General features: G+C 51.2%; 22 protein-coding genes. 7 read left to right on the top strand and 15 right to left on the bottom strand.

What is annotated here, in order from left to right; translation table 11 throughout:
- The first annotated feature begins 94 nt into the window (after positions 1-94).
- Entirely contained in the window at positions 95-1,075 is a 981-nt protein-coding gene (gene ydcK, locus ACHHZ7_RS21260) for a YdcK family protein (protein ID WP_060682167.1), read from the top strand.
- Here ydcK and rimL read toward each other — a convergent pair.
- The gene (gene rimL, locus ACHHZ7_RS21255; RefSeq protein ID WP_060682166.1) at positions 1,067-1,612 is read right to left on the bottom strand and encodes a 50S ribosomal protein L7/L12-serine acetyltransferase; all 546 of its coding nucleotides are present in this window, start codon (positions 1,610-1,612) and stop codon (positions 1,067-1,069) included. The genes ydcK and rimL overlap by 9 nt on opposite strands.
- Positions 1,613-1,830: 218 nt before the next feature.
- Between rimL and alr the strand changes: the two genes are divergently transcribed.
- Positions 1,831-3,057 (top strand): alanine racemase, encoded by a 1,227-nt coding sequence (gene alr / locus ACHHZ7_RS21250; RefSeq protein ID WP_192464115.1) that lies wholly within the window; start codon positions 1,831-1,833, stop codon positions 3,055-3,057.
- Positions 3,058-3,123: 66 nt separating this feature from the next.
- On the opposite strand, the gene ACHHZ7_RS21245 is transcribed toward alr, so the two are convergent.
- The 4 genes from ACHHZ7_RS21245 to ACHHZ7_RS21230 all read right to left on the bottom strand — a co-directional run bounded on the left by ACHHZ7_RS21245 (position 3,124) and on the right by ACHHZ7_RS21230 (position 7,730).
- Positions 3,124-3,348 (bottom strand): YdcH family protein, encoded by a 225-nt coding sequence (locus ACHHZ7_RS21245; RefSeq protein WP_003833168.1) that lies wholly within the window; start codon positions 3,346-3,348, stop codon positions 3,124-3,126.
- A gap of 167 nt (positions 3,349-3,515) precedes the next feature.
- Positions 3,516-5,171, bottom strand: a complete 1,656-nt coding sequence (locus ACHHZ7_RS21240; RefSeq protein ID WP_060682165.1) for a glucan biosynthesis protein D — start codon at positions 5,169-5,171, stop codon at positions 3,516-3,518.
- A 193-nt stretch (positions 5,172-5,364) separates the two neighbouring features.
- On the bottom strand, positions 5,365-6,708 hold the full coding sequence (locus ACHHZ7_RS21235; protein ID WP_003020282.1) for a VOC family protein: 1,344 nt from the start codon (positions 6,706-6,708) through the stop codon (positions 5,365-5,367).
- A gap of 119 nt (positions 6,709-6,827) precedes the next feature.
- A complete protein-coding gene (locus tag ACHHZ7_RS21230) occupies positions 6,828-7,730 on the bottom strand; it encodes a manganese-dependent inorganic pyrophosphatase (protein WP_060682164.1) in 903 nt (300 codons plus the stop codon).
- 231 nt (positions 7,731-7,961) lie between these two features.
- On the opposite strand from ACHHZ7_RS21230, the gene pcaQ reads away from it, so the two are divergent.
- Positions 7,962-8,885 carry a pca operon transcription factor PcaQ gene (gene pcaQ / locus ACHHZ7_RS21225; protein ID WP_060683723.1) on the top strand — a complete coding sequence of 308 codons (924 nt, stop codon included), beginning with the start codon at positions 7,962-7,964 and terminating at the stop codon, positions 8,883-8,885.
- 40 nt (positions 8,886-8,925) lie between these two features.
- Here the strand turns inward: pcaQ and ACHHZ7_RS21220 are convergent, their stop codons facing one another.
- From ACHHZ7_RS21220 to ACHHZ7_RS21210, 3 genes are all read right to left on the bottom strand, one after another.
- Positions 8,926-10,614 (bottom strand): methyl-accepting chemotaxis protein, encoded by a 1,689-nt coding sequence (locus ACHHZ7_RS21220; protein WP_032943540.1) that lies wholly within the window; start codon positions 10,612-10,614, stop codon positions 8,926-8,928.
- A gap of 169 nt (positions 10,615-10,783) precedes the next feature.
- Positions 10,784-11,902 carry an S-(hydroxymethyl)glutathione dehydrogenase/class III alcohol dehydrogenase gene (locus ACHHZ7_RS21215; RefSeq protein ID WP_008784862.1) on the bottom strand — a complete coding sequence of 373 codons (1,119 nt, stop codon included), beginning with the start codon at positions 11,900-11,902 and terminating at the stop codon, positions 10,784-10,786.
- A gap of 32 nt (positions 11,903-11,934) precedes the next feature.
- Entirely contained in the window at positions 11,935-12,210 is a 276-nt protein-coding gene (locus ACHHZ7_RS21210) for a metal/formaldehyde-sensitive transcriptional repressor (RefSeq protein ID WP_003833178.1), read from the bottom strand.
- Between the two features lie 336 nt (positions 12,211-12,546).
- Between ACHHZ7_RS21210 and ACHHZ7_RS21205 the strand changes: the two genes are divergently transcribed.
- Entirely contained in the window at positions 12,547-13,044 is a 498-nt protein-coding gene (locus ACHHZ7_RS21205) for a DUF3828 domain-containing protein (protein WP_079934080.1), read from the top strand.
- Between the two features lie 347 nt (positions 13,045-13,391).
- On the opposite strand, the gene ACHHZ7_RS21200 is transcribed toward ACHHZ7_RS21205, so the two are convergent.
- The 4 genes from ACHHZ7_RS21200 to ACHHZ7_RS21185 form a co-directional block, all read right to left on the bottom strand.
- Positions 13,392-13,559 (bottom strand): hypothetical protein, encoded by a 168-nt coding sequence (locus ACHHZ7_RS21200; RefSeq protein ID WP_192464114.1) that lies wholly within the window; start codon positions 13,557-13,559, stop codon positions 13,392-13,394.
- Positions 13,560-13,744: 185 nt separating this feature from the next.
- Positions 13,745-14,791, bottom strand: coding sequence for a porin OmpA (gene ompA / locus ACHHZ7_RS21195; RefSeq protein ID WP_060682162.1), 1,047 nt, complete (start codon positions 14,789-14,791; stop codon positions 13,745-13,747).
- 150 nt (positions 14,792-14,941) lie between these two features.
- The gene (locus tag ACHHZ7_RS21190) at positions 14,942-16,210 is read right to left on the bottom strand and encodes a Y-family DNA polymerase (RefSeq protein WP_060682161.1); all 1,269 of its coding nucleotides are present in this window, start codon (positions 16,208-16,210) and stop codon (positions 14,942-14,944) included.
- A 2-nt stretch (positions 16,211-16,212) separates the two neighbouring features.
- Positions 16,213-16,632, bottom strand: a complete 420-nt coding sequence (locus ACHHZ7_RS21185; RefSeq protein ID WP_060682160.1) for a translesion error-prone DNA polymerase V autoproteolytic subunit — start codon at positions 16,630-16,632, stop codon at positions 16,213-16,215.
- A gap of 260 nt (positions 16,633-16,892) precedes the next feature.
- Here ACHHZ7_RS21185 and ACHHZ7_RS21180 point away from each other — a divergent pair, with 260 nt between their 5' ends.
- Positions 16,893-17,819: a DMT family transporter gene (locus tag ACHHZ7_RS21180; protein ID WP_032943549.1), complete on the top strand. Its 927-nt coding sequence runs from the start codon at positions 16,893-16,895 to the stop codon at positions 17,817-17,819.
- Between the two features lie 75 nt (positions 17,820-17,894).
- On the opposite strand, the gene cybB is transcribed toward ACHHZ7_RS21180, so the two are convergent.
- Positions 17,895-18,425 carry a cytochrome b561 gene (gene cybB / locus ACHHZ7_RS21175; protein ID WP_008784870.1) on the bottom strand — a complete coding sequence of 177 codons (531 nt, stop codon included), beginning with the start codon at positions 18,423-18,425 and terminating at the stop codon, positions 17,895-17,897.
- Positions 18,426-18,614: 189 nt separating this feature from the next.
- On the opposite strand from cybB, the gene gap reads away from it, so the two are divergent.
- Positions 18,615-19,616: a type I glyceraldehyde-3-phosphate dehydrogenase gene (gene gap / locus ACHHZ7_RS21170; RefSeq protein WP_060682158.1), complete on the top strand. Its 1,002-nt coding sequence runs from the start codon at positions 18,615-18,617 to the stop codon at positions 19,614-19,616.
- Positions 19,617-19,742: 126 nt separating this feature from the next.
- Entirely contained in the window at positions 19,743-20,669 is a 927-nt protein-coding gene (locus ACHHZ7_RS21165; protein ID WP_060682157.1) for an alpha/beta hydrolase, read from the top strand.
- Between the two features lie 41 nt (positions 20,670-20,710).
- Here the strand turns inward: ACHHZ7_RS21165 and aldA are convergent, their stop codons facing one another.
- Positions 20,711-22,150 (bottom strand): aldehyde dehydrogenase, encoded by a 1,440-nt coding sequence (gene aldA, locus ACHHZ7_RS21160; protein WP_060682156.1) that lies wholly within the window; start codon positions 22,148-22,150, stop codon positions 20,711-20,713.
- A gap of 199 nt (positions 22,151-22,349) precedes the next feature.
- Entirely contained in the window at positions 22,350-23,141 is a 792-nt protein-coding gene (locus ACHHZ7_RS21155; protein ID WP_060682155.1) for a YdcF family protein, read from the bottom strand.
- Between the last annotated feature and the right edge of the window lie 66 nt (positions 23,142-23,207).

Genomic DNA, 23,207 nt, shown 5'->3' with positions numbered 1-23,207 from the left:
ATATTTGAAATGCATTTTATGGAATATCTGCCGGTTTAGCCAGTGCAGAAAACTTTGCTACGTTTAACTAAGGTGCGCAACATGGAAATGAGCTATGACCAAATACCGTCTAAGCGATGAATCTCGCTCCTTTAGTTACCAGGATAATGGCAATAAAAAAAGTGTATTACTACGCCAAATCATCGCACTCATTGATTTTAATGATGTTAGATCCGGTACGCTCGGTGGCTGGATTGATGATGAAAGCGTTCTGTCGCAAAGCGGTAATTGCTGGATATACGATGAGAATGCGCTCGCGTTTTCCGGCGCGACGATAACCGGAGACGCCCGTATTACACAGGTAAGCGTGGTCAGAGACGGCGCGCAGATTGGTGATGCCGTCTGGATTGACCGAGCAGAAATCAGCCATAACGCGCAAATACGTGACAACGTCACTATTCAGGATTCTGTTGTTCGCGGTGAGTGCCTCATCTGCGGTGATGCACGCATTGTGTGTGACTCTGAAATCATTGCAGCCAGAGGGTTAACCTGTGAAAGCGACCAGCTCCTGCAAATTTACGAGCGGGCGGCAGTCAGCAATTCACGCGTGGTGCATCAGGCGCAAATCTATGGCGATGCGATGATCAATTATGCCTTTATAGAACATCGGGCTGAAGTTTTTGATTTTGCACGGATAGAAGGCAACGAAGAGAATAATGTCTGGATCTGCGATTGTGCCAAAGTCTATGGGCATGCACGCGTCATCGCCGGAACGGATGAAGACGCCATTCCTACCCTGCGCTACAGCTCGCAGGTGGCGGAACACGCGGTGGTTGAAGGTAACTGCGTGCTGAAACACCACGTGCTGGTTGGGGGGCATGCGCAATTACGTGGCGGACCGCTCCAGCTTGACGGTCACATCCTTATTGAAGGCCATGCCTGTATTCTGGGTGAAGTGCTGATCGAGCATCATATTGAGATAACCGATCAGGCCCAAGTTGAAGCCTTTGATGGCGATGCGATCCATCTGCGCGGGCCAAAAGTGATTAACGGCGAACAACGTATCACGCGCACCCCTATCGCCGGTTTATTCTGAAGAGCCATCAATGATGCGGGCGTAGAGATTCACGTCATGGTAATCGCCATTAAGGAACTCCGCCTGTTGCATACATCCTTCCAGTCGGAAGCCATTGCGCAGTGCAACCTGGTTGCTCTTGACGTTATTTACACGACATTTAATCACGAAGCGGCGAATCTCCTGGCGCTGCGCATAATGATGAATCATTGCCTGTAGCGCCTGAGACAGAATGCCTTTGCCCTGGTGCTCTTCATCCAGCCAATAACCAATATAAGCGGCTTTGTTCAGCGGCTCTATCTGGTTAAACGAGATAACGCCAGCCACCTCCCCTTGTTCGAAAATAAGGAACATTTTGGCGTAGCCGCGCTGGTGCAACATCATATTCCCCTGCACGTTCTTACGCGTGTCGTCCTCAGATTCGACAAACTGCGGCCAGTTCAGTGACTGTTGGAGCCAGGTTTTATTTTTAAGCACCAACTGATGCAGAGGGGTGACGTGGTGTTCTTCTACCGCCCACAGTTCCAGCGCGTCACTAACGATAATTATTTCTGACATGTTTATCTCCTTTGCGATCGTAAACGGGGCATTTCTGACTGGCAGTAGCCGATATTACTCTGTTTAGCGCCGGGGATGTCTTATTTTTATGCTGTAACAGCAATCACTTAGAAAGAATCTCTGGCGTGGAACCCGTTACTCTGGTGATCCGGGTATCCCCTCATGGATAGACCGTAATGATGACAATAACACTTTCATTCTATTGCTAAGGAGCAAGCATGGCAGCACCTTTGGGTCGTTTAGCACTTATTCCGCTTTTACTGATTACCGCCTGTCACCAACCTGTTTCCACCACGCAAGCGGGCCCCGTTCCCTTTGCCGTCAATAAGCAACAGGTCGTGGATAATACCACGCTGGAAATTTCCCGTAGCGCGCTGGAATATAACATTCATAAAGTTCAGCAACTGCTGGGAGATAAAACCCGGATGTGCGCCATTCTTAAAGGCGACGCGTATGGCCACGATCTCTCACTGGTAACGCCAGTGATGATGCAAAACGGCGTGCAATGTATTGGCATCGCCAGCAACGAGGAGATTAGTACCGTTCGCCTGTCAGGCTATACATCGCAGCTCATGCGCGTGCGTAACGCGACGGAAAAAGAGATGCGCCAGGCGGCGGATTTCGATACCGAAGAGCTTATCGGTAATCTGGATATGGCTAAGCGTCTAAGTGCAATCGCTCAGGAGAAAGGTAAAACTATTCGTATCCATCTGGCGCTGAACTCTGGCGGTATGTCGCGTAACGGTCTGGAAGTCAGTACCGCTGCAGGTCTGGAAGAAGCACGCGCTATTTCCGCATTACCTGGCCTGAAAATTGTCGGCATCATGTCGCATTTCCCGGAAGAAGATGCGGCAGTGGTAAAACGCGATCTGGCCCGTTTCAATACGCAATCAGCCCAGGTACTGAAAATTACCGGGCTTAAGCGCGAAGATGTCACCCTGCATGTCGCGAATACGTTCGCTACCCTGACCGTTCCAGAATCCTGGCTCGACATGGTGCGTGTTGGCGGTATTTTCTATGGCGATACCATCGCCAGCACCGAATACAAACGCGTCATGACGTTTAAATCTGCCATCGCGTCGGTAAACCATTACCCCAAAGGAAACACCGTCGGATATGACAGAACCTATACCCTTAAACGTGATTCCGTTCTGGCCAATATCCCGACAGGTTATGCCGATGGTTATCGCCGTGTGTTCAGTAATGCAGGGCACGTGCTGATCCGCGGCCAGCGGGTTCCGGTACTGGGTAAAACATCCATGAATACCGTGATCGTCGATGTAACCGATTTTCCGCAGGTTGCATCCGGTGATGAAGTGGTGCTGTTCGGTAAACAGGGAAATGCGCAGGTTAGTGCAGAAGAAGTCGAAGAAATTAGCGGCGCGTTGTTCACTGAAATGTCGATCCTCTGGGGGGCGACGAACAAACGCGTGATGGTCGATTAACACCTAAAACAGGAAGGGCTTCCGTTTCTCGCAGGAAGCCCTTTTACACAGCAAGCGCCGTTCTACTTAGCTCTCACTGACACTCTCTTTTTGCAATATTTTGAGCAGATCTTCCTTCAGGTGGAGTTTCTGTTTCTTAAGACGAACAATGTCCAAACTATACCCCCGACCATCCGAACCTTCCAGTCTGGAGATCTCATGATCAAGGCTGTTGTGTTTTTCGAATAAGGACAGAAAGCGAGGGTTCTCGGATTTCAGTCGGGAAATAAGGTCTCTGTATTCTGGAAACATACTTTCTCCCTGTTAGTGGACAAGAACGTGTATAAGAAATACACACCCACAGAGTACCCATTTGCCATACAGAAAAATGCGAACAGGATCGAGTAAATAGTGTACAGAGTCGTTATGAGGATGAATGCAGATACGGCTCCCCATCAGGAGAGCCGTAAAGGGGGGACTTAACGCATCTCGCGGTCGTCAACGTACTGACGTTTATCCGGCGCTGGCGGGAAGTACTGATACAGCCAGGTTTCGCTGATGGCGTCACCCTGACAACGCAGGAACATACGCATATCTACCGGATCGGTTGAGTCAGAGGTCGGATACCAGTCAAACTGAATGCGATAACCGTCGATAGGCTCCACGTAGAGGATCTCAATCTGTTTCGCTTCACCGCTGGAGAGCGTAATCACCGGTTCAATGCCTTTCGGCGCAGCCGCTTTTAGATCGCCACCAACGAAGTCAACGGCAAAACGACGCGCCCATTTTTCTGGGTAATGCTCGCCCGGTGCCCATCCTTCCGGGAAACCGCCCATGCCTGTCCGGGTCGCCATCACGCGAGCCAGCGGTGAACGCACCGGCGGCTGAGCGCTCCAGTACAGGCGATATTTGAATTCCAGCTCATCGCCGGCTTTGATCTTCTTGTCCGGCTGCCAGAAGCAGACAACGTTATCCAGCGTTTCGCCGGTCGTCGGGATCTCCATCAGACCGATGGTCCCCTTGCCCCACTGGTTGCGCGGTTCGATCCACAGGCTTGGGCGCTTGTTATACCAGCCCATGATGTCCTGATAATGGGAGAAGTCGCGATCGAGTTGCAGCAAGCCAAATCCTTTCGGGTTGTTATCGGTATAGGCGTTGAACTGCAGCTTTTGCGGGTTATTCAGCGGACGGCAGATCCACTCGCCATTGCCCCGCCACATCGCCAGACGATCGGAGTCATGGATTTGCGGGTGAATAGTGTCGCACATCCGACGCTCATTGTTGCCGCAGCTGAACATGCTGGTCATCGGCGCAATGCCGAGCTGCTTGATGTCTTTGCGCGCATAGATGTGGTTTTGTACATCCATAATCACCTGCGTTTTCTCGCAGTGGATCACGAACTTGAATGCGCCGGTTACGCTTGGGCTGTCGAGAAGCGCATACACGGTAAAAGAGGTTGCGCCCGGTTTAACCGTTTCAAACCAGAAAGAGGTGAAATCAGGAAACTCTTCTTTGCTGTCAGTGTAGGTATCTACCGCCAGACCACGGGCCGATAAACCGTACTGATAGGTGTCATCCACGGCGCGGAAATAGCTGGCGCCCAGGAAAGAAACGACATCACGGCGGGCCAGTTCTGGCGCTTTAAACACGCGGAATCCAGCGAATCCGAGGTCAGTCTGCCCTTCCAATTGTTTGGTATCCACACCCGCGTCGTTGTATTTAAACAGTTCCGGACGGAAGTGAATTTCACGCGCCATATGCGTACTACCATCAACCGAGAACATGCGTACACGGCGACGGAAGCCCATTCCCACGTGGAAGAACTGCGCATCAAGCTGACGATTTTCAACATTGTTCCACAGAGACTGCTCTGCGTCATATTGAATGCTGTTGTAGGCCTGCGGCGTCAGTTTCGCCAGCGTTTCCGGTAACGCGCGCGGTGCGCCGCCCCAGGGCTTCTGTGCTAAGTCATGGGCCATCGATTGCAGAACGGAAAAATCAAAACGTACGGTTTTTCCGTCTGCAATGTCAGACTCTGCCGCAAAGGCGGCGCGGGAAAAGAGTGATGCAATACCACTGGTTCCGCACACGGCGGCCATTGCCATTGAACCTTTAATAAATCGTCTGCGATTCATGCCTGAAAGTGAGTCCTTCTGGTCGTGTAAATGGTCCCGCGCCGGTCAAAATCAGCGGCAAGAGAGTGCACATTTCTGACCGCTCACTCTAGACAAAATTCATTAATAATCCAATTGTTGGTCGCCGATTATCTGTACAAAATCGAAAATATTTTATGTCGATGGGAACAGACCGAATCCCATGTAAATTCCGTTAAAGTAAGCCACACCGACGTTTACTTCGCTCTTGAGCCTCCTGATACAGCGCAAACTCATCATAAACCGCGCAACCCAGCGCCTGTTCAAACGCGTCGCGGCTGGAATTTCCGTGGCTGCGAGCCTGTGTTTCATTACCCAAATTGGACTGGAAAATTCCTGCGGCGCTCACCGGTAAAAAATCTTCGTAGGTGATGGGTTGCGCAACCAGCCAGCCCCGTTCAATAAGCGGCTGTGGATCGTCATCCGGGCGAATCGCCTGCCGATGCGCTTCACCCGATGGCGTCAGACGATAGCGGAACCAGGCTAGCCCCTGCTGGCGCAGCAGGAATTCGCTGTCCGGGAAGGCCTTGAATACTTCCTGAAGGTGTAGCTGGTGCGTCAGATTGTCTTTCCCTGTTCCCGCTTTATTCAGCAATTCGTCGTACAACGCTCTGCCTTTCGGTGTCAGGGCCACGCCGCGCTGTTCGATTTCACCAAAACGTGCCGTGTGAGTGCCACGCATTTCACCGGCAAACAACACCGGCTCTTCCAGCGCTTTGAAACTGGTCTGACGTAATAAAATCGGCACCTCGCGGCGCGGCGGCCCTTCAATCAGTATTTTGGGCTCAATGCCGCATTCCGGCATCATCGACTGCACCCGGTCAATATCCAGCGTTCGCGGTGTCAGATGGTTGATATGACAACCGGGGAAGCACACTACATCAGCAATCAGCCGGTGTTCGTTATGTAATGCGTGATAGGTCTCTTCATCGACCGTGGCGTGCTGATGCCAGCGGAATGTTTCCAGCGCTTCATGCACAAATTCTTGCGCCTGTTCAGATGTAAAACTGCCCTGTGCATCAAATTCATCCAGTAGTTCGTGGCAACGGCGAGTGAAAATATCGCGTTTCGCGAGGATCTCAGCGGCTTTTTGCCGCAGCGCGGCGTTTTCGATTAGTTCGAGCCGTAATAACGAGGTGAATACCCGAAACGGGTTGCGCGATAGCGAGGCATCGTCGATGGGACGAAAGGCTGTAGAATGTACGGGGACGCCCGCCTGGGAGAGATCGTAATAACTCACCGGATACATGCCCATAACGGCAAACATCCGGCGCAGCGTAGAAAGCTCCTGCGCGGTACCCACTCGAATGGCGCCATGACGCTCAACGTTTAGCCGGGCCAGTTCATCCGCATTCGCCAGTTTTTCATGCAGCGTCGGATTATTTTCCAGTACCGCCAGATTCACATCAGCGACAAGTTCCAGCAACGTGCCATACTGCGGGACTTCCTGCTGGTACATTGCTGACATTGCCTGCGAAAATTGTTCCCGAATCTCATCTGCCGTGATGGTGTTCGCCATAATGTCATGCCTCCAGTGAATATTACCTGGAGTGTAGAAAACGCCGCTGACTCCGGTGGGAAGAATTTACAAAGTGTGACCCGCGTAAACTTCCCACCCATACAAAAGATGAACAGTACTTACTGGCGTGGTTTCAAATGACTTTCCAGCCAGGGCAGCATCTGTTTTTTACGGCTAAGCATACCTTCGACCTTGCAAGGCTGCGGGATGTCTGAAAGTTCTGATCCAGCAAACCATAGGCTGGTGTCACCCAGATTGATGTCAGTGAGCATCAGCACGACTAACGCAGCATTCTTTTCTTCTGCATAGCGCGCCATTTCCTGACGGAGATCGTCCAGCACCACATCCACCTGTTGCAGCGCATACAGTTCGAGCTGTGCTACACAGACTGAATGTCCATGGATGGTGAAAGTTTTAATGTCTTTCTGCAAAAGTTCCCGGGCGCTCATCCCTTCCACGCTTGTTTTAGCTGACAGCAGGTCGCGACTGAAAGCGTCAAGATCCACTCCGGTTTTTTGGGCCAGCGCATCAACCGCCAGGCGATCGTCAGTGGTCGTCGTTGGTGAACGAAGCGTGACAGTGTCACTCAATACGGCGCCGAGCAGTAAAACAGCCTCAGCTGAAGATAATTGATTGCGTTCATCCTCCGTCATCAGTTGCCACAGCAGGGTTGCGCTACTGCCGACGGGCTTCACCCACACTTCCGGTGGCAGACGGGTGACTAACCCACCAAGTCGGTGATGATCGATAATTCCCACCACGTTACTTTCTGTTAACGATTCCGGTCCCTGGGCCGGCTCGGTGAAATCGACCAGCCAGACATCACGATCGGTCAGTTCAAACGTCAACCGTTCAGGCATCGTCAGCCCCGCATGCTCAAAGATAAACTGCGTTTCGCGGTTAGGCTCGCCCAAACGCCATGCCGTCGCCTGCTGGCCACGTAAACTAAGCCAACGCGCCGTCATTGCGGCGGTGCAGATGGCATCGCTATCGGGATTAAGGTGCCCTATTACATGTATCATTCATCAGTGCCTTGTGAAGAGAAATCGTTCAAAAGTAAACAATCACCAAAGTATAACGACTGGCCACACTCCCTTCCATGATCCCACCACCCAGCAATGCTGTACAAAACATAAGCAAAATAAATCAGTTGTAAGTAAAACATGATAAATGTTAATAATATTTTGCTATCAGGTTATCAAAAACAAACAACTTTACTTGTCACCGATACGGCTCTGTTTTTAACATCGCTTATGGAAAAAAATGTTCTGTTCAATCAGCGCATTCGCTTGCGCCACCTTCATACTTTTGTCGCCGTTGCACAGCAGGGAACGTTGGGGCGCGCGGCTGAGACCCTTAACCTGAGCCAACCGGCTCTCTCCAAAACGCTAAATGAACTGGAGCAACTGACCGGTACCCGTCTCTTTGAGCGTGGCCGCCTTGGCGCGCAGTTAACGCTGCCCGGAGAACAGTTTCTTACCCACGCGGTAAGAGTGCTGGATGCGCTCAACACCGCCGGACAAGCGTTAAATCAGCGCGAAGAGTCGCAGACTGACGTCGTACGGATCGGGGCCTTACCCACCGCGGCACTGGGCATTCTGCCTGCGGTAATTGGTCCTTTCCACAAGCAGCAAATGGAGACCACGCTACAGGTCGCCACCATGAGCAATCCGATGATTCTGGCAGGTTTAAAATCCGGGGAAATCGATCTTGGCATTGGTCGCATGGCCGATCCGGAATTAATGGTCGGTCTGAACTATGAATTGTTGTTTCTGGAATCACTTAAACTGGTCGTGCGCCCTAACCATCCGCTGTTGCAGGAAACCATCACGTTAAGTCGGGTAATGGAGTGGCCGGTGGTGGTTTCGCCAAAAGGAACCGCGCCTCGCCAGCACGCAGAAGCATTGTTGCAAAGTCAGGGTTGTAAAATGCCGCCAGGCTGCATTGAAACGCTATCAGCATCGCTTTCCCGCCAGCTGACGGTTGATTACGACTACGTGTGGTTTGTCCCTTCAGGCGCGGTTAGAGAGGATTTACGCCAGACGACGCTGGTGTCGTTGCCGATACCTACCCACGGTGCGGGTGAACCCATCGGTATTCTTACCCGTGTCGATGTGCAACTCTCTCAGGCCGCGCAGATCCTTATCGCCGCAATACGCAAAACCGTACCGTTTTGATGCCAAATATTAAGGGACCATCAGGTCCCTTAATTTATTGTTAAAACGTTTCCCAGTTATCGCCACTGGCCGTTGCCGTCTGCGGACGCGATTGGTCAGGCGTAGTGCTTACGGGAGGGCGTTTAATTGCACTCGTTCCCGTTAAGCGAAATGTACCTACGGCTTCCGTTAAGCGCGCCGCCTGCTCTTCGAGAGAGGCCGCCGCAGCCGATGCTTCTTCAACCAACGAGGCATTTTGCTGCGTAACCTTATCCATTTCTGATATCGCCTGGCTCACCTGTACGATACCCCGGCTCTGCTCATCAGAGGCCGCCGCGATTTCCAGCATGATATCGGTGACGCGTTTTACCGCATCGACAATATCCGTCATCGTATTGCCCGCCGCGACGACTTCTCCGGAGCCCTGGTCAATCAGTCGGACCGATTCGCTGATCAATCCTTCAATCTCTTTTGCCGCCTGAGCGCTGCGGCTTGCCAACGTACGGACTTCACTGGCGACCACGGCAAATCCACGCCCCTGCTCTCCTGCCCGCGCCGCCTCAACCGCAGCGTTCAGTGCCAGGATATTGGTCTGGAAAGCAATGCTATTAATCACGGCTGTGATTTCGGAGATTTTCTTCGAACTCGTTGAGATATTACCCATGGTTTTCACCACGCCAGAAACCATCTGACCGCCCCGACTGGCCTTACCGGACGCATCTTCCGCCAGTTTGCTTGCGTGATGCGCATTGTCGGCGTTTTGCTTCACCGTGGCGGTCAGCTCTTCCATGCTGGCTGCCGTTTGTTCAATCGCTGCGGCCTGTTGTTCAGTACGTGAAGACAGATCGGTATTACCCGCCGAAATCTCGCTGGTACCGCGGTAGATTTCTTCCGCGCCCTGACGTACCGTGCCCACCGTTTTCCCCAACGATCGTTGCATTGTCTGTAGGTGACGGCTCAGACGGCCAATTTCGCTACGCCCGGTCGGTTCATCGTGCATCGTCAGATCGCCTGATGAAATTCGCTCAATACGCTGGGCCGCGCGTAGCAGTGGGTGAATGACGGTACGACGCAGAACAATGAACGTCATCACGGTTAGCACCAGCGCAAGAACGAATGCACCCAGCATAAAAGCCATGCCGAGTTGTGTACGCTGATGCGCCTGTTCGCTTAACTGGTTCGCCCTTGCGGTACGAATGTCGATCGCTTTTAACAATACCTTATTGTAAGCAGAGTCCAGCGGTCGGGCCTGTTCATTTTCATGGTTGATGATCGCTTCAAACATGCCGTTTTTAGCGTACTTCAGCATGGGCTGTAAACCGTCGGTATAGGCTTTGAAGCTGGCGCTCAGTTCAGCATCTAGCGCTTCATCAGCAGACGTTTTTACCGCACGCGACATATAAGCGTTAAAACCGTCCTGCGACTGCTTGATGCGTTTTTCTGCCTCGGCAATATTGGCCTTCATGTCATCCATTTCGGCAATACGGCTCGCCGCGCCGGCGTGGATCATGTTGATACGTGCGGTACGTAAATGGTTAGAGCTGTTAGATAACCCCATCCTGACCTGAATCTCATCGGTCACGTCGCGCTGATCGCGATCAGCCTGCATAAGAAAATAGCTTGCCAGTCCGGAACTTAAGGCGAACAGCAGAAGGATGCCACCGAGAATGGAGGAAAACAGCGGAACCAGCCGGATTTGATGCAGAAAGCCCAGTTTATGCTGGGCTTGCATCGATGTAGTGTTGTCCATGACCGTCGACTCTCTTGTAGGGTTTATGCGTGAAAACACGCCCGTTAGATAGTCATCGGCAATCCGGGAAGTTTACTTACCGTGAAAAGCGCCGGATTCGTCACACTTTCACAACATAATTCTAAAAAATTCAGGAAAGTGCCAGCGGTTAAATCCGCTGGCCAATGAATCAGTTATCGCCAAAGTGGATAACGGTACGGATGGACTTACCCTGGTGCATTAAATCGAACGCTTCGTTAATCTGCTCCAGCGGTAAACGGTGGGTAATAAAGGGATCCAACTGAATTTTCCCGCTCATTGCTTCTTCAACCATGCCAGGAAGCTGAGTACGCCCTTTCACACCGCCAAACGCGGAACCGCGCCAGACACGCCCGGTAACCAGCTGGAACGGACGAGTTTTGATCTCTTGCCCTGCTCCCGCCACGCCAATGATGATGCTTTCGCCCCATCCTTTATGGCAACATTCCAGTGCCGCGCGCATCACGTTAACGTTGCCGATACATTCAAAGCTAAAATCCACGCCGCCGTCGGTCAGCTCAACGATCACATCCTGAATCGGTTTGTCGTAATCCTTTGGGTTGATGAAATCGGTCGCGCCCATTTCACCTGCCAGCTTAAATTTTTCCGGATTGGTATCAACGGCCAGAATACGCCCGGCTTTCGCCTGCACCGCGCCCTGAATTACCGCCAGACCAATACCGCCCAGACCAAATACGGCGACGGTGTCGCCTTCTTTCACTTTTGCGGTGTTATGGACTGCTCCGATACCGGTGGTCACGCCACAACCCAGCAGACACACTTTGTCCAGCGGGGCCTGCGGGTTAACCTTCGCCAGAGAGATCTCCGCGCAAACGGTGTATTCGCTGAAGGTGCTGGTGCCCATATAGTGATAAATCGGCTCACCGTTATACGAGAAGCGCGTTGTGCCATCCGGCATCAGACCTTTGCCCTGGGTCGCACGTACGGCCTGACACAAGTTGGTTTTACCCGATTTACAGAACTTACACTCGCCGCACTCCGCGGTGTACAGCGGGATCACATGATCGCCCGGCTTCAGACTGGTGACGCCTTCGCCTACTTCAACCACAATGCCGCCACCTTCATGGCCAAGTACCGCCGGGAATACGCCTTCCGGATCGTCGCCAGAGAGCGTAAAGGCGTCGGTGTGGCACACGCCGGTATGGGTAATTTTAACCAGCACTTCACCTTTCTTTGGCGGTGCGACGTCGATTTCGACAATTTTTAACGGTTGGCCGGGGCCGAATGCAACTGCTGCACGTGATTTCATTTGTCTCTTCCCATTATTGCGAGGTGATGATGTTATTTTAGATAAGCACGCAGAAGATGGCCGATTTCAGCCATACGCACGGCACGCTGGTCTGGCGTAGTTTCCCCACTGACCAGCTCGTCTTTCAGATGGATCTCAACCATTTCGCCCATCAGGCCATTGGATGCACCGCGCACAGCGGCAATTTGCTGCAGGATAGCCAGACACGGTTCGCCAGATTCCAGTGCACGCTCAAGCGCATCAACTTGACCGCGAATACGGCGTACACGGGTGAGAATGCGTTTCTTGTCTTCAGGTGAATGCGGCATACGCCCTCCAGATACTATAGGGGGGTATACTATCAGATTTGTTATTTGGCTGTAAAATATATGATTTATTTAATATCAGTAGCTTAGATTAAGCTGTTATCGGATATATGCGGACACCCGTTTACTATCGCCTGTGCAGGCAAACGGACCCCCGGTTTATATCCATAGCGCTATGTGGGTATGAATGACTGTCGCCAGTTCCCGCTGGCGGCGGTCAACCACCTTCTAATAGTCACTACGCTGCGATGGAGCTGGGTGCTGATTACTGGCAATAAAAAAATGCCCGAGGGCGGCTGATTTTGATGTATAACTGTTTAGCTAATTGGTTGATGATTAGTGTCTAATATCATTTCCCAAATATTGAAATTCGGCACAATTGATATGAAATTATTAATATTTACCAGCCTATTAATCTGCACTTCCGCGTTCGCGACTGTTTCCCCTACTGGCCCAGAGGCAGCAGCATTGAAATTTAATCACTGGTATATTGCACAATTGTTAAAAGAGAAAAATCCTTTAACGGATTACGCTGGACTTAAACCTTACGTCACTACCAGCACGATTGCCGCATTGAAAAAATCTAATGCGGCTGACCCCAATACCGAAGACGTACCGGACTCTGATATGTTTATCAAAGCCCAGGATTATAGTGAAGACTGGCGGCAGATCGAGATTGTGTCGTCAGATTATGATCCCGTGTGTATGCAAGTTTATGTGTCGTTTGGAACGAATAAAGCACATACCGTTATCGACTGTATGGTGCAGGAAGGCGGGGCCTGGAAAGTTCAATCTGTAGCCAGACAGGATATCTTGCCGAACATCAGTCTAAAGTAATCTATGTAAAGCCCGTTAATTCGTATGGGCTTCATTCCCCTTAATTATTTTTTCGTTGCGCTATAAGCTTGCGCAAATCGATACCAAACCGTTTTTTAATACCCCGAAGATAACTTCCTTCAGCCCCTTATAACCGAGCATACGCAACACAAACACGATCTCATTGTGTGTAAATGTGACCTCGCCAACTTGCGGGATAGTGAACGTTACGTTTGGGAGGTGAGCTGTTGCAAACACCATGATCACTGCCCCGATCAGGACGTCACCGCAACATTCACGGAACTTTCCACCCCAATGAAAAAACCGAACGATAACGCCCAGGGCAACCAGGATTACTAATTTATGGTTCACCGCAGCAGATTTATCAATACCTCATCACAGGCCATCGCGAGGGAACGGATATTATTCAGCATTTCAAGCACAACATTTTTGCCTCTTAGGCTCACAAGCTGATATTTTTCTTGTTTTACATCCGAAAAATAAACGCCATAGTAATTATATACTTGATCATCCACATGATTTTTCAGAGTAAACCGTGGCAGAAAATAACGCCATAATCTACCTTTAGCTCTCGAAACTAAGGATTCTATGAACATAATTACGCTCTAACATCTTTAATTTGTCACAGTTAATGATAGTTCACTGTGCGAATAAAAAAGCCCTCCCCATTCGATAATGTGGAGGGCTTTTGTACACCGATTTAGTACTTATCAGTGATCTCAACAACGACATGGCGATCTGGAGCAAGGCAATTAATCAGCTGCTGTCCGGTCTGCCCATCACAACTGGATCCCGTGACAGAATCACTCGAACCATGTCCTTGTGCAGTAATATTTGCAGCTGGCATGCCTAACGCGACTAATTCATCGGCAACAGCCTGCGCGCGCTGGGCTGACAGTTGCTGGTTATAATCTGCGGCTCCGGTGCGATCGCTATAGCCAATAACAACGGTCGCTTTGTCTTTGGCCGGTTGCAGACCGGGATTTCGGTATAACTGCGCAATCGCCGCTTTCCCTTCTGGGGTTAATGCTGCTGAATCATAACCAAACATCACATCAGATTTTAAGTTAAAACGCTGAGGTTCAGGCGCAGGAGTTGCGGCAACTGCCGGTGCAGGCGTAACCTCCGCGTCGTCATGCTGGCCAAAACGATATGACAACCCAGCGGTAACGGAACTAACATCACTTGATACGCCAATCTGGTTTTCATTACCCACATTGCTCACCCATTGATATTCCACGCGACCAGCCCAGTTCTTGTTAAAGGCATATTCCGTACCAACAGCCACAACCGGACGCACACCAGTATCAAAGCGGTTATTGCCTTTAATATCTGACTCCGCGCGATATCCCATTGCCCCTGCACGACCGTAGAGATCCCAATCATCAGTCAAACCATAACTTGCTTTCAGCGATAATTGCAGACCCTGGCTTTTCATTTGAGAACCAGAAGAACCATTTTTACCGTTGAATTGCATATTACCTAAATAATCATAGCCGCCTTCAACTGCCAGCCATGGAGTAATCTGGTAGCCTGTAAATACCCCGCCACCGACGTTATCGCTATCAAAACCAACATCACCATATTTATTACCATTAGCCCCCGTTTGCTGGCTTGCGCTGGTATCAAAGTAATGCGACCAACCAAATTTCCCACCAGCATACCAGGTTCCCGCATCCGCGGCGGCAAATGCCGTAGTCGCGGTCAGCACATTTGCAATAATGAGTGTAATAAGCGTCTTTTTCATAAATTTCCTATTATAGACTTGCCGTTTGTCAGTTAGTTATCTGTTAGTCGGCGCTACAATAAGATTTTTAATGAAGGCTGATAATCGTTTTTTTATTTATTTCTGGACAGTTTTAGAATCGCTCTGGACGCTTATTTACGATAACAATAGCTATCCCACCCGCAGTAAATCGCTATATCTCGTTGTATAACGTGGTGAAAGCATATCTCGCTTCATCGCCCACGGTTGTTGTATACCTTGCCCGGCAAAATAGAGTGTTCCTTTACCCTTTTCAGCATTGAGTGTATCCAGAACGGCCATCAGCTTATCGCTGTTATGCCGTGGGGCGTTGTCATCAAACAGATTCAACTGCGCAACGCCAGAACTAAAAAAATCGCCCAGCATGACCCCTGCTTTTTGATAACGCAGCCCCTCCCGCCATATTGCGTCCAGGCCTCGTGTGGCCGCCCTTATAATTTCCCGACTATCCTGGGTTGGTGTCAGCAGTTTTATCGATGCGCTGTTACCGTAATACGGTTCATTCAGGGAAAATGGGCTGGTTTTGATAAACGTAGAGATAAACCGGCAGAACTGGTGCTCTCTGCGTAATTTTTCCGCAGCACGTGCAGCATAGGTACAAATAGCCTCTCTCATCGCATTGTAATCCGTGAGTTTTTCACCAAACGATCTTGAACAAATGATCTCCTGCTTAACTGGCGCAAACTCTTCCAACGCCAGGCACGGTTCACCGCGCAATTCCCGCACAGTGCGCTCAAGCACAACGTTGAAATGTTTGCGGATAAAGCGAATATCGGTATCCGCCAGGTCGCAGACCGTTTTAATGCCCATAGCGTCCAGTTTTTTACTGATACGGCGTCCGACACCCCAGACTTCATCAACCGGGAGCGCAGCCATCAGCTTACGCTGACGCTCAATATTCGAGAGATCCACCACCCCGTCAGTCTGTTCCTGCCACTTTTTGGCAGCATGGTTCGCCAGCTTGGCCAGGGTTTTGGTCTGGGCGATACCGACCCCAACCGTGAGGCGCGTTTTCTGTAAAATGGTTTCTCTGATTTCACGACCAAAATCTGTAAGATCCCTGCAGTTTCGCACGCCAGTTAAATCACAAAAGGCTTCATCGATACTGTACATTTCCACGCGCGGAGACAGCTCCTCCAGAATCGACATTACCCTGCTGCTCATATCCGCATACAGCTCGTAGTTCGAACTAAAGCAGAACACGCCGCAGCGCCTGAACAGATCTTTCTGTTTGAAGTATGGTGCTCCCATATTGACGCCAAGCGCCTTCGCTTCCGCGCTGCTGGCAATGACGCAGCCATCATTATTTGAAAGAACAACAACGGGTTTACCTTTCAGGTCCGGTCGGAATGCCGATTCACAACTGGCATAAAACGAATTAACATCCACCAGCGCAAACATGATCAGCCCGCGGATTTAATGATAAATGTCACCACGCCAAATATATCCAGCGTGTCCTCGCTGCCGATCATGATCGGTGCGTAGGCGCTGTTCTCTGGCGTCAGCATCACCACCGGATGCAATTGCAGGCGCTTAACGGTGAATTCGCCTTCAATAGCAGCAATCACAATGTCTCCGTGGGCCGCTTTTCTGGCACTGTCGACTACCAGCAAGTCGCCAGCACCGATCCCTGCCCCCATCATGGAGTCGCCAGACGATTTAACAAAATAGGTTGCGCTGGGATGCTGCACCAACAGGTCGTTAAGATCGATACGTTTCTCAACGTAATCCTGCGCCGGAGAAGGAAAACCGCAGGGCACGAGATCGCTAAATAGCGGGAATTGTTTGATTTCGCGATGTTCTACTGGCTGGAAAAACAACATAATAATCTGCCTCTCATATAACTGTATTTATATACAGTAGTTTTAATGAGGACAGTGATCAAGTGACAGACGTGGCGAACTGAGCGTTGTTTAACCATCTTGCCGGTAAGCGTTTATGCTATCTGGAAAAATAATTTTCGGTTTTATTCCACAGAAGAAAGTACAAATTTTCGCGACATGTACTCAGCCGGAATGATAACGACTACGGCGCCCTGAAAGCGCGTATAGTGGCGTACTAAAATCATTAAAACGGACACATTATGACCACCGCAGGGAAAAGTCATCCGCTGGCCATTGGCGGCCTCATCACCTTAACGCTCATCTGGAGCTACAGCTGGATCGCGATGAAACAGGTCACGCACTACATCGGCGCGTTCGACTTCACCGCACTACGCTGTTCTTTTGGCGCATTATTGTTATTCATCGTTCTGTTACTGCGTGGCCGAGGAATGCGCCCGACACCTTTCGGCTATACGTTAGCGATCGCCTTACTACAAACATGCGGCATGGTTGGATTATCACAATGGGCGCTAGTCAGCGGCGGCGCAGGTAAAGTAGCCATACTGAGTTATACCATGCCATTCTGGGTGGTGATTATGGCCGCCATTTTCCTCGGTGAACGCATGCGGCGTTTACAGTATTTCGCCATTGCCGTGGCAGCAGCGGGATTATTGCTGGTTTTACAGCCATGGCAACTGAACTTTGCCTCAATGCAGAGCGCGCTACTGGCGATCCTTTCTGGGATCAGTTGGGGGGCCAGCGCGATTGTCGCCAAGCGAATGTATACCCGCCATCCGAATATCGATCTGTTAGCGTTGACCGCATGGCAGATGCTGTATGCCGCGCTGGTGATGAGCCTGGTGGCCTGGCTGGTTCCACAGCGAGCTCCAGACTGGCAACCTGTCGTTTTCTGGGCATTGGCTTATAGCGCCGTGCTGGCGACGGCGCTGGCATGGAGTTTATGGCTGTTTGTGTTGCGTAACTTACCAGCCAGTATTGCCAGCTTAAGTACGCTGGCGGTACCTGTCTGTGGCGTTCTGTTTTCCTGGTGGTTGCTGGGTGAAGAGCCTGGCGTTGTTGAAGGCTGCGGTATTGTGCTGATTGTTGTTGCGCTGGCTATCGTCAGCCTGAAAAAACGCGTCTCCCAGGTTCAAAGCGTACGAAAAGCACCACCCTGCGAAAATTAATCGGCTAAAAAACTGCACCTTACTCAGTTGGATGTCCAACTTTTGGGGTGCAGTCCAATTTTGCGGAGCGTTATATCAGGAGCGTTTACGCGGCATCATGCGCAACAGCGTATTATCCTTCCAGAAATAGTGATGCATCAGGGCGGCAACGGCATGCAGACCAATAACAAAATAACCCAGGTTTGCCAGCGTCACGTGCCAGGACTTCAGCATATCCACTAAATCAAAGTTAGCCTCTGCCGCATGCGGCATAACGATGCCGAATGCAATCCACGGATTACCCCGGTTGTACATCATCACCAGCCCAATAATAGGCAGCACAATAAACAACAGATAGATAACCAGATGCCCCAGATGCGCCATGCCGGTCATCATTGGCTTTGGTTTTGGCACAATCGGCGGTGCCGGATATTTCAGCCTGACCAGCAGACGCGCCACCATCAGCGTTAATATCGTGATACCACAGGATACGTGCACCATGTTGAATAAGGGACGATAGCTGCGCGGGAAAAATCCGCGAAACTCCATGGCGCTATAGGCCACAATAACTAACAAAAAGACCAGCCAGTGAATACCGATTTGCAGGCCAGAATACTTATTCCCCATAACACTTCCTGAATAAAAACAATAATGCGTCAACATAACGGGCTTTTGTTAAAAATTCATTAACTTTTGTTCACCCATTTTCAGTCGCTTACGCTTAACCGCAAGAACCGCTATTGCCGAGGATGCCTGTCTGGACTAAGCCTGGTAAGGAAAATATGTCGTACCGCCTCATCCTGACAGGAGAAAACCATGAGTAAAATTGGCATTAACGGTTTTGGTCGTATCGGTCGTCTGGTATTGCGTCGGCTACTGGAAGTCAAAAGCAACGTGGAGGTTGTGGCCATAAATGACCTCACCTCGCCCAAAATTCTCGCCTATCTGTTAAAGCACGATTCAAACTACGGCCCGTTTCCCTGGAGCATCGACTTTACCGAAGACGCGCTGATTGTCGACGGTAAAAAAATCGCGGTTTACGCAGAAAAAGAGGCCAAAAATATTCCGTGGAAAACCACTGGCGCTGAGATAATCATCGAATGCACTGGTTTTTATACCTCGACAGAAAAAGCCAACGCGCACCTGGATGCAGGGGCCAAAAAAGTGCTGATATCCGCCCCGGCTGGCGACATGAAGACCATTGTCTTTAACGTCAACGACGACGCAATGGATGCGAACGATCGGATTATCTCGGTCGCATCGTGCACCACCAACTGCCTGGCACCGATGGCGAAAGCGCTGCACGATAGCTTCGGTATTCAGCTTGGCACTATGACCACCATCCACGCCTACACGGGAACGCAGTCGCTGGTTGATGGTCCACGCGGGAAAGATCTGCGCGCCTCGCGAGCAGCAGCAGAGAACATCATTCCCCATACCACTGGTGCCGCCAAGGCCATTGGTCTGGTTATTCCGGCGTTGAGCGGAAAATTAAAAGGCCATGCCCAGCGTGTTCCGGTGAAAACAGGATCTGTCACGGAACTGGTATCGATATTGGGGAAAAAAGTCACTGCTGAAGAGGTCAACAACGCGCTGAAAAAAGCCACGCAAAATAATGAGTCGTTTGGTTATACCGACGAGGAAATCGTCTCGTCAGATGTCATTGGTTCGCATTTCGGTTCGGTATTTGATGCAACACAAACCGAGATTACCGAAGTTGGCGATCTGCAACTGGTAAAAACCGTCGCCTGGTACGATAACGAATACGGTTTTGTCACCCAGCTTATTCGTACGCTGGATAAATTTATCAAGCTCTAATGTTCTGGCGGAGGCCTGCCTCCGCCCTCTTTCATTTCCCGCGAATTCAATACGTTGTGAGTCTCTCCCCGTTTTCGATTCACTGACTGTGCTATAGCTAACCTTTGCCACTGAGGGAGCATAGTAATGGAAGCACTGAGTCGTGAAACGTTAGAAAACATGATGGAGCAAGCCGTTGCCCACGCAACCACCGTCTCATTCTGGCCGCAGAGTGAAGCCCCCGGAGCAAAAAACAGCGATGCGGTCTTTACGCCAGAACCCCGACATACAGGAACATCTCAGTATGATCGTGCGGCCACCGGCATTCGTGCCCCGGAAATTACCGTTTATGCCCCCGAAAAACCTAACGGCACAGGGATCCTTGTTACTCCTGGCGGCTCTTATCGTCGCGTGGTGATGGATAAAGAAGGCAGCGCACTGGCACCGTTCTTTAACGCCCGCGGTTATACCCTGTTTGTGATGACCTACCGCATGCCGGGTGATGGCCATGAGGAAGGTGCAAACGCGCCGCTGGCCGATGCCCAGCGCGCCATGCGCTACATTCGCGCCAACGCCCATGAATGGAAAATTAACCCTGATCGTATCGGTGTGTTGGGCTTCTCTTCCGGTGGTCACGTAGCCGCCAGCCTGGGAACCCGGTTTGCCGAACCGGTTTATACACCGATTGATAGCATAGACGAGCAACCAACGCGTCCTGCGTTCATGGCGTTGGTCTACCCGGTGATTACTCTGCGCGAAGACATCGGTCACCCGGGCTCTCGTCTTGAGCTGGTTGGCGCTACGCCAGAAAAGGAAGATCTGCGCCACTATTCTCTGGAAGAGCGAGTGGATAACACGACACCGCCGACATTCCTGCTACACGCCATCGACGATCCGGCGGTGAAAGTAGAAAACAGCCTGGTTTTCTTTAATGCGCTACGTGGGCTGGGCGTTCCGGTCGAAATGCATCTGTTTGAACGCGGTAAGCACGGGTTTGGTATTCGCGATGCGCAAGGGTTACCGCTGGCCATCTGGCCGGAAATGATGATGAACTGGATCGCCACCAAAGTGTGAGAATTGCGCCGGGTGGCGTACAGGTTCACCCGGCGAAAAACTTAAGACTGCAAATACACTACCTGTGTTTGCAGGTATTCATTCAGACCGTGTTTACCATCTGCCCCGCCAATCCCGGACTTGCGCCAGCCAGCGTGGAAGCCCTGCATCGCCTCGAAGTTTTCGCGATTAATATAGGTTTCGCCAAACTTCAGCCCCTTAATCGCCTTCATTGCCGTATTCAGATTCTGCGTATAGATCGATGAGGTCAGTCCGTAGTCGCTGTCATTGGCCATCGTCAGCGCCTGTTCCAGCGTATCAAATGCCACCACCGGCAGCACCGGACCAAACGTCTCCTCGTGCATAATCGCCATATCCTGGCGCACGTCTAACAGTAACGTCGGCGGATAGTAATAACCTTTACCGGCAACGGCTTTACCACCCAGCACCACACGGGCGCCTTCCTGAACCGCTCGCTCGACTTTTTGCTCTACACGCGCCAGCGCAGCGGCATTAATCAGCGGCCCCATCGCAATGTCATTGCGTTCGGCCGGATTGCCAAACTGCACGGCTTTCATCGCCTCACCCAGACGATTAACGAACTGGTCATAGATACCTTTCTGAACGTATACGCGCTCGGCACAGTTGCATACCTGTCCGGTATTGATCACCCGCGAGTCAACAATGGCCTTCACCGCCAGCTCAAGGTCAGCATCGTCCATCACGATAGCCGGGGCCTTGCCACCCAACTCCAGACAAACTTTGGTGATGTTTTTGGCCGCTGCGGCCATAATTTTCTCACCCGCACCGACGCTACCGGTCATGCTCACCATGGCGACCTTCGGGTTTCCGGCCAGCTCCTGCCCGACCGTTTCACCGCGTCCCAGCACCAGGTTAAAGACTCCGCGCGGTAAACCAATGTCATCAACAATTTTGGCAAAGGCGATGGCGTTATTCGGTGTGAATTCACTCGGCTTAACGACGATGGTATTGCCCGTCAGCAAGGCGGGAGCCAGTTTGCGGGCAATCAGGAAAAACGGGAAGTTCCACGGCAGAATGCCCGTCGTCACGCCCAGTGCACGCTTAAACAGCAGGATATTCTCACCAGGGCGATCGCTTTGCAGGATCTCGCCTTCATAGCGACGCGCCCACTCCGCCATGTAATCGATATAGTCGGCGGTAAACGCGACTTCAACGTCAGCCAGTTGTTGAATTTTTCCACCTTCCGCCACAATCAACGCGCTGATTTCATCGGCTCGCTGGCGGATACCTGCAGAAATTTTGCGTAACCAGTTTGCCCGTTCAATGGCAGGCAACGCTTCCCATTGCGGCTGAGCGCGATCCGCGGCATCGATCGCTTTACGCGCGTCTTCGGCACGCCCATCGGGAATACGCGAGATAATCTCTTCCGTGGCCGGATTGACGACATCAATCCAGGCGTCATCGTGCCAGGTCACAAACTGCCCATCGATATACATAGGATGTTGTACGGGTACTGACATGCGGCTCTCCTGTGATTGATTTGTTTTTAACAAGTAAAACTATTGTTAATTAATATCAATCATGCATGACGCATTATCGCTGGAGTGGCGGTTCTGTGAACTGCTTCATAAAAGCGTCTGGAAAAGTGATGATGAAGAGAAAAAACGGGTGGGCTTTCTGCCCGTTTGCCGTAAAACGCCGACAAACGGGCAGCAAGAATTACAGAGAACGGCTCTCCAGTAAGTCGGTCAGCGCGGTATCATTTTTTAGCTGCTGCCAGGCTTGCTCGACGTCCTGAGGAATATCGACATGTACGATAAAATCGTGTCCACAGGGCCCGTAGCCGGTTGCATCATCACGCAGGCGCGGAAGTTCACCGGTAATGAGAGAAAGATAGCGTTCTACCGGCCACAGACCTTCTGCGGCGGGCACAAAATCCACGCCGTTGTGCTGTTGGGCCAGTTCAGGGATGAAACCAGGGAAACTCAACCAGCGCGGCGCATGCGGCTCATCGCGGGTGACGCGCTGAAACGTGGCCATTGTGCGGCGTTGCATAGTGGGATCCTGCACCACAATGACGGTATGAATACTTTCTGCCGCCTGATTCAGTAATACACAGCTAAACCGGGCATTCTCACCGCAGTTTGTCGACTGATCTTCCACCCAAATTTTCTCACCCGGAATTTGCCAGAACTGGTGAGCAATATCGGCAAGGATCGCCGCTTCCGCTCGTCCGGTAGTACGAATGATGCTATAACGCGGATGCTGGGCAATCGCATCATACAGAAAGCGCGTGGAATGACCGATACCACCGCTAATCAGCAAGGGAATCTGTTGCTCTTTCGCGATCCGACAGGCGGCGTCGATGGTAGGAATAACCGCGTTTCCTGCCAGAATCACGCAATCTGACTGAACGGTGATATTCCCCGTAAAATCATTCTGCGCCAGCCATCGCCCTACGGTATTGATAGCCGCAAGGGTGGTTGCGGAAAGTATCGGAAACTGACTCATATTGATGACTCCTGGTGTTTATCTTTACCGGGTACAGATGCCGGATGGCGGCTACGCTTCATCCGG

The sequence above is a fragment of the Citrobacter freundii complex sp. 2024EL-00216 genome, assembly GCF_043945515.1.
Taxonomy (GTDB): Bacteria; Pseudomonadota; Gammaproteobacteria; order Enterobacterales; family Enterobacteriaceae; genus Citrobacter; species Citrobacter portucalensis.
This window is presented reverse-complemented; position numbering and strand designations above follow the sequence as displayed.

Excerpts from the sequence above, each read along its gene's own strand:
- rimL (WP_060682166.1), bottom strand. The coding sequence starts at position 1,612 with ATGTCAGAAATAATTATCGTTAGTGACGCGCTGGAACTGTGGGCGGTA.
- ydcK (WP_060682167.1), top strand. The coding sequence starts at position 95 with ATGACCAAATACCGTCTAAGCGATGAATCTCGCTCCTTTAGTTACCAG.
- alr (WP_192464115.1), top strand. The coding sequence starts at position 1,831 with ATGGCAGCACCTTTGGGTCGTTTAGCACTTATTCCGCTTTTACTGATT.
- ACHHZ7_RS21245 (WP_003833168.1), bottom strand. The coding sequence starts at position 3,348 with ATGTTTCCAGAATACAGAGACCTTATTTCCCGACTGAAATCCGAGAAC.
- ACHHZ7_RS21185 (WP_060682160.1), bottom strand. The coding sequence starts at position 16,632 with ATGTTGTTTTTCCAGCCAGTAGAACATCGCGAAATCAAACAATTCCCG.
- ACHHZ7_RS21190 (WP_060682161.1), bottom strand. The coding sequence starts at position 16,210 with ATGTTTGCGCTGGTGGATGTTAATTCGTTTTATGCCAGTTGTGAATCG.
- ACHHZ7_RS21220 (WP_032943540.1), bottom strand. The coding sequence starts at position 10,614 with ATGGACAACACTACATCGATGCAAGCCCAGCATAAACTGGGCTTTCTG.
- ACHHZ7_RS21215 (WP_008784862.1), bottom strand. The coding sequence starts at position 11,902 with ATGAAATCACGTGCAGCAGTTGCATTCGGCCCCGGCCAACCGTTAAAA.
- ACHHZ7_RS21155 (WP_060682155.1), bottom strand. The coding sequence starts at position 23,141 with ATGAGTCAGTTTCCGATACTTTCCGCAACCACCCTTGCGGCTATCAAT.
- ACHHZ7_RS21165 (WP_060682157.1), top strand. The coding sequence starts at position 19,743 with ATGGAAGCACTGAGTCGTGAAACGTTAGAAAACATGATGGAGCAAGCC.
- cybB (WP_008784870.1), bottom strand. The coding sequence starts at position 18,425 with ATGGGGAATAAGTATTCTGGCCTGCAAATCGGTATTCACTGGCTGGTC.
- ACHHZ7_RS21210 (WP_003833178.1), bottom strand. The coding sequence starts at position 12,210 with ATGCCGCATTCACCTGAAGACAAGAAACGCATTCTCACCCGTGTACGC.
- gap (WP_060682158.1), top strand. The coding sequence starts at position 18,615 with ATGAGTAAAATTGGCATTAACGGTTTTGGTCGTATCGGTCGTCTGGTA.
- ACHHZ7_RS21230 (WP_060682164.1), bottom strand. The coding sequence starts at position 7,730 with ATGATACATGTAATAGGGCACCTTAATCCCGATAGCGATGCCATCTGC.
- ACHHZ7_RS21180 (WP_032943549.1), top strand. The coding sequence starts at position 16,893 with ATGACCACCGCAGGGAAAAGTCATCCGCTGGCCATTGGCGGCCTCATC.
- ompA (WP_060682162.1), bottom strand. The coding sequence starts at position 14,791 with ATGAAAAAGACGCTTATTACACTCATTATTGCAAATGTGCTGACCGCG.
- ACHHZ7_RS21235 (WP_003020282.1), bottom strand. The coding sequence starts at position 6,708 with ATGGCGAACACCATCACGGCAGATGAGATTCGGGAACAATTTTCGCAG.
- pcaQ (WP_060683723.1), top strand. The coding sequence starts at position 7,962 with ATGGAAAAAAATGTTCTGTTCAATCAGCGCATTCGCTTGCGCCACCTT.
- ACHHZ7_RS21240 (WP_060682165.1), bottom strand. The coding sequence starts at position 5,171 with ATGAATCGCAGACGATTTATTAAAGGTTCAATGGCAATGGCCGCCGTG.
- aldA (WP_060682156.1), bottom strand. The coding sequence starts at position 22,150 with ATGTCAGTACCCGTACAACATCCTATGTATATCGATGGGCAGTTTGTG.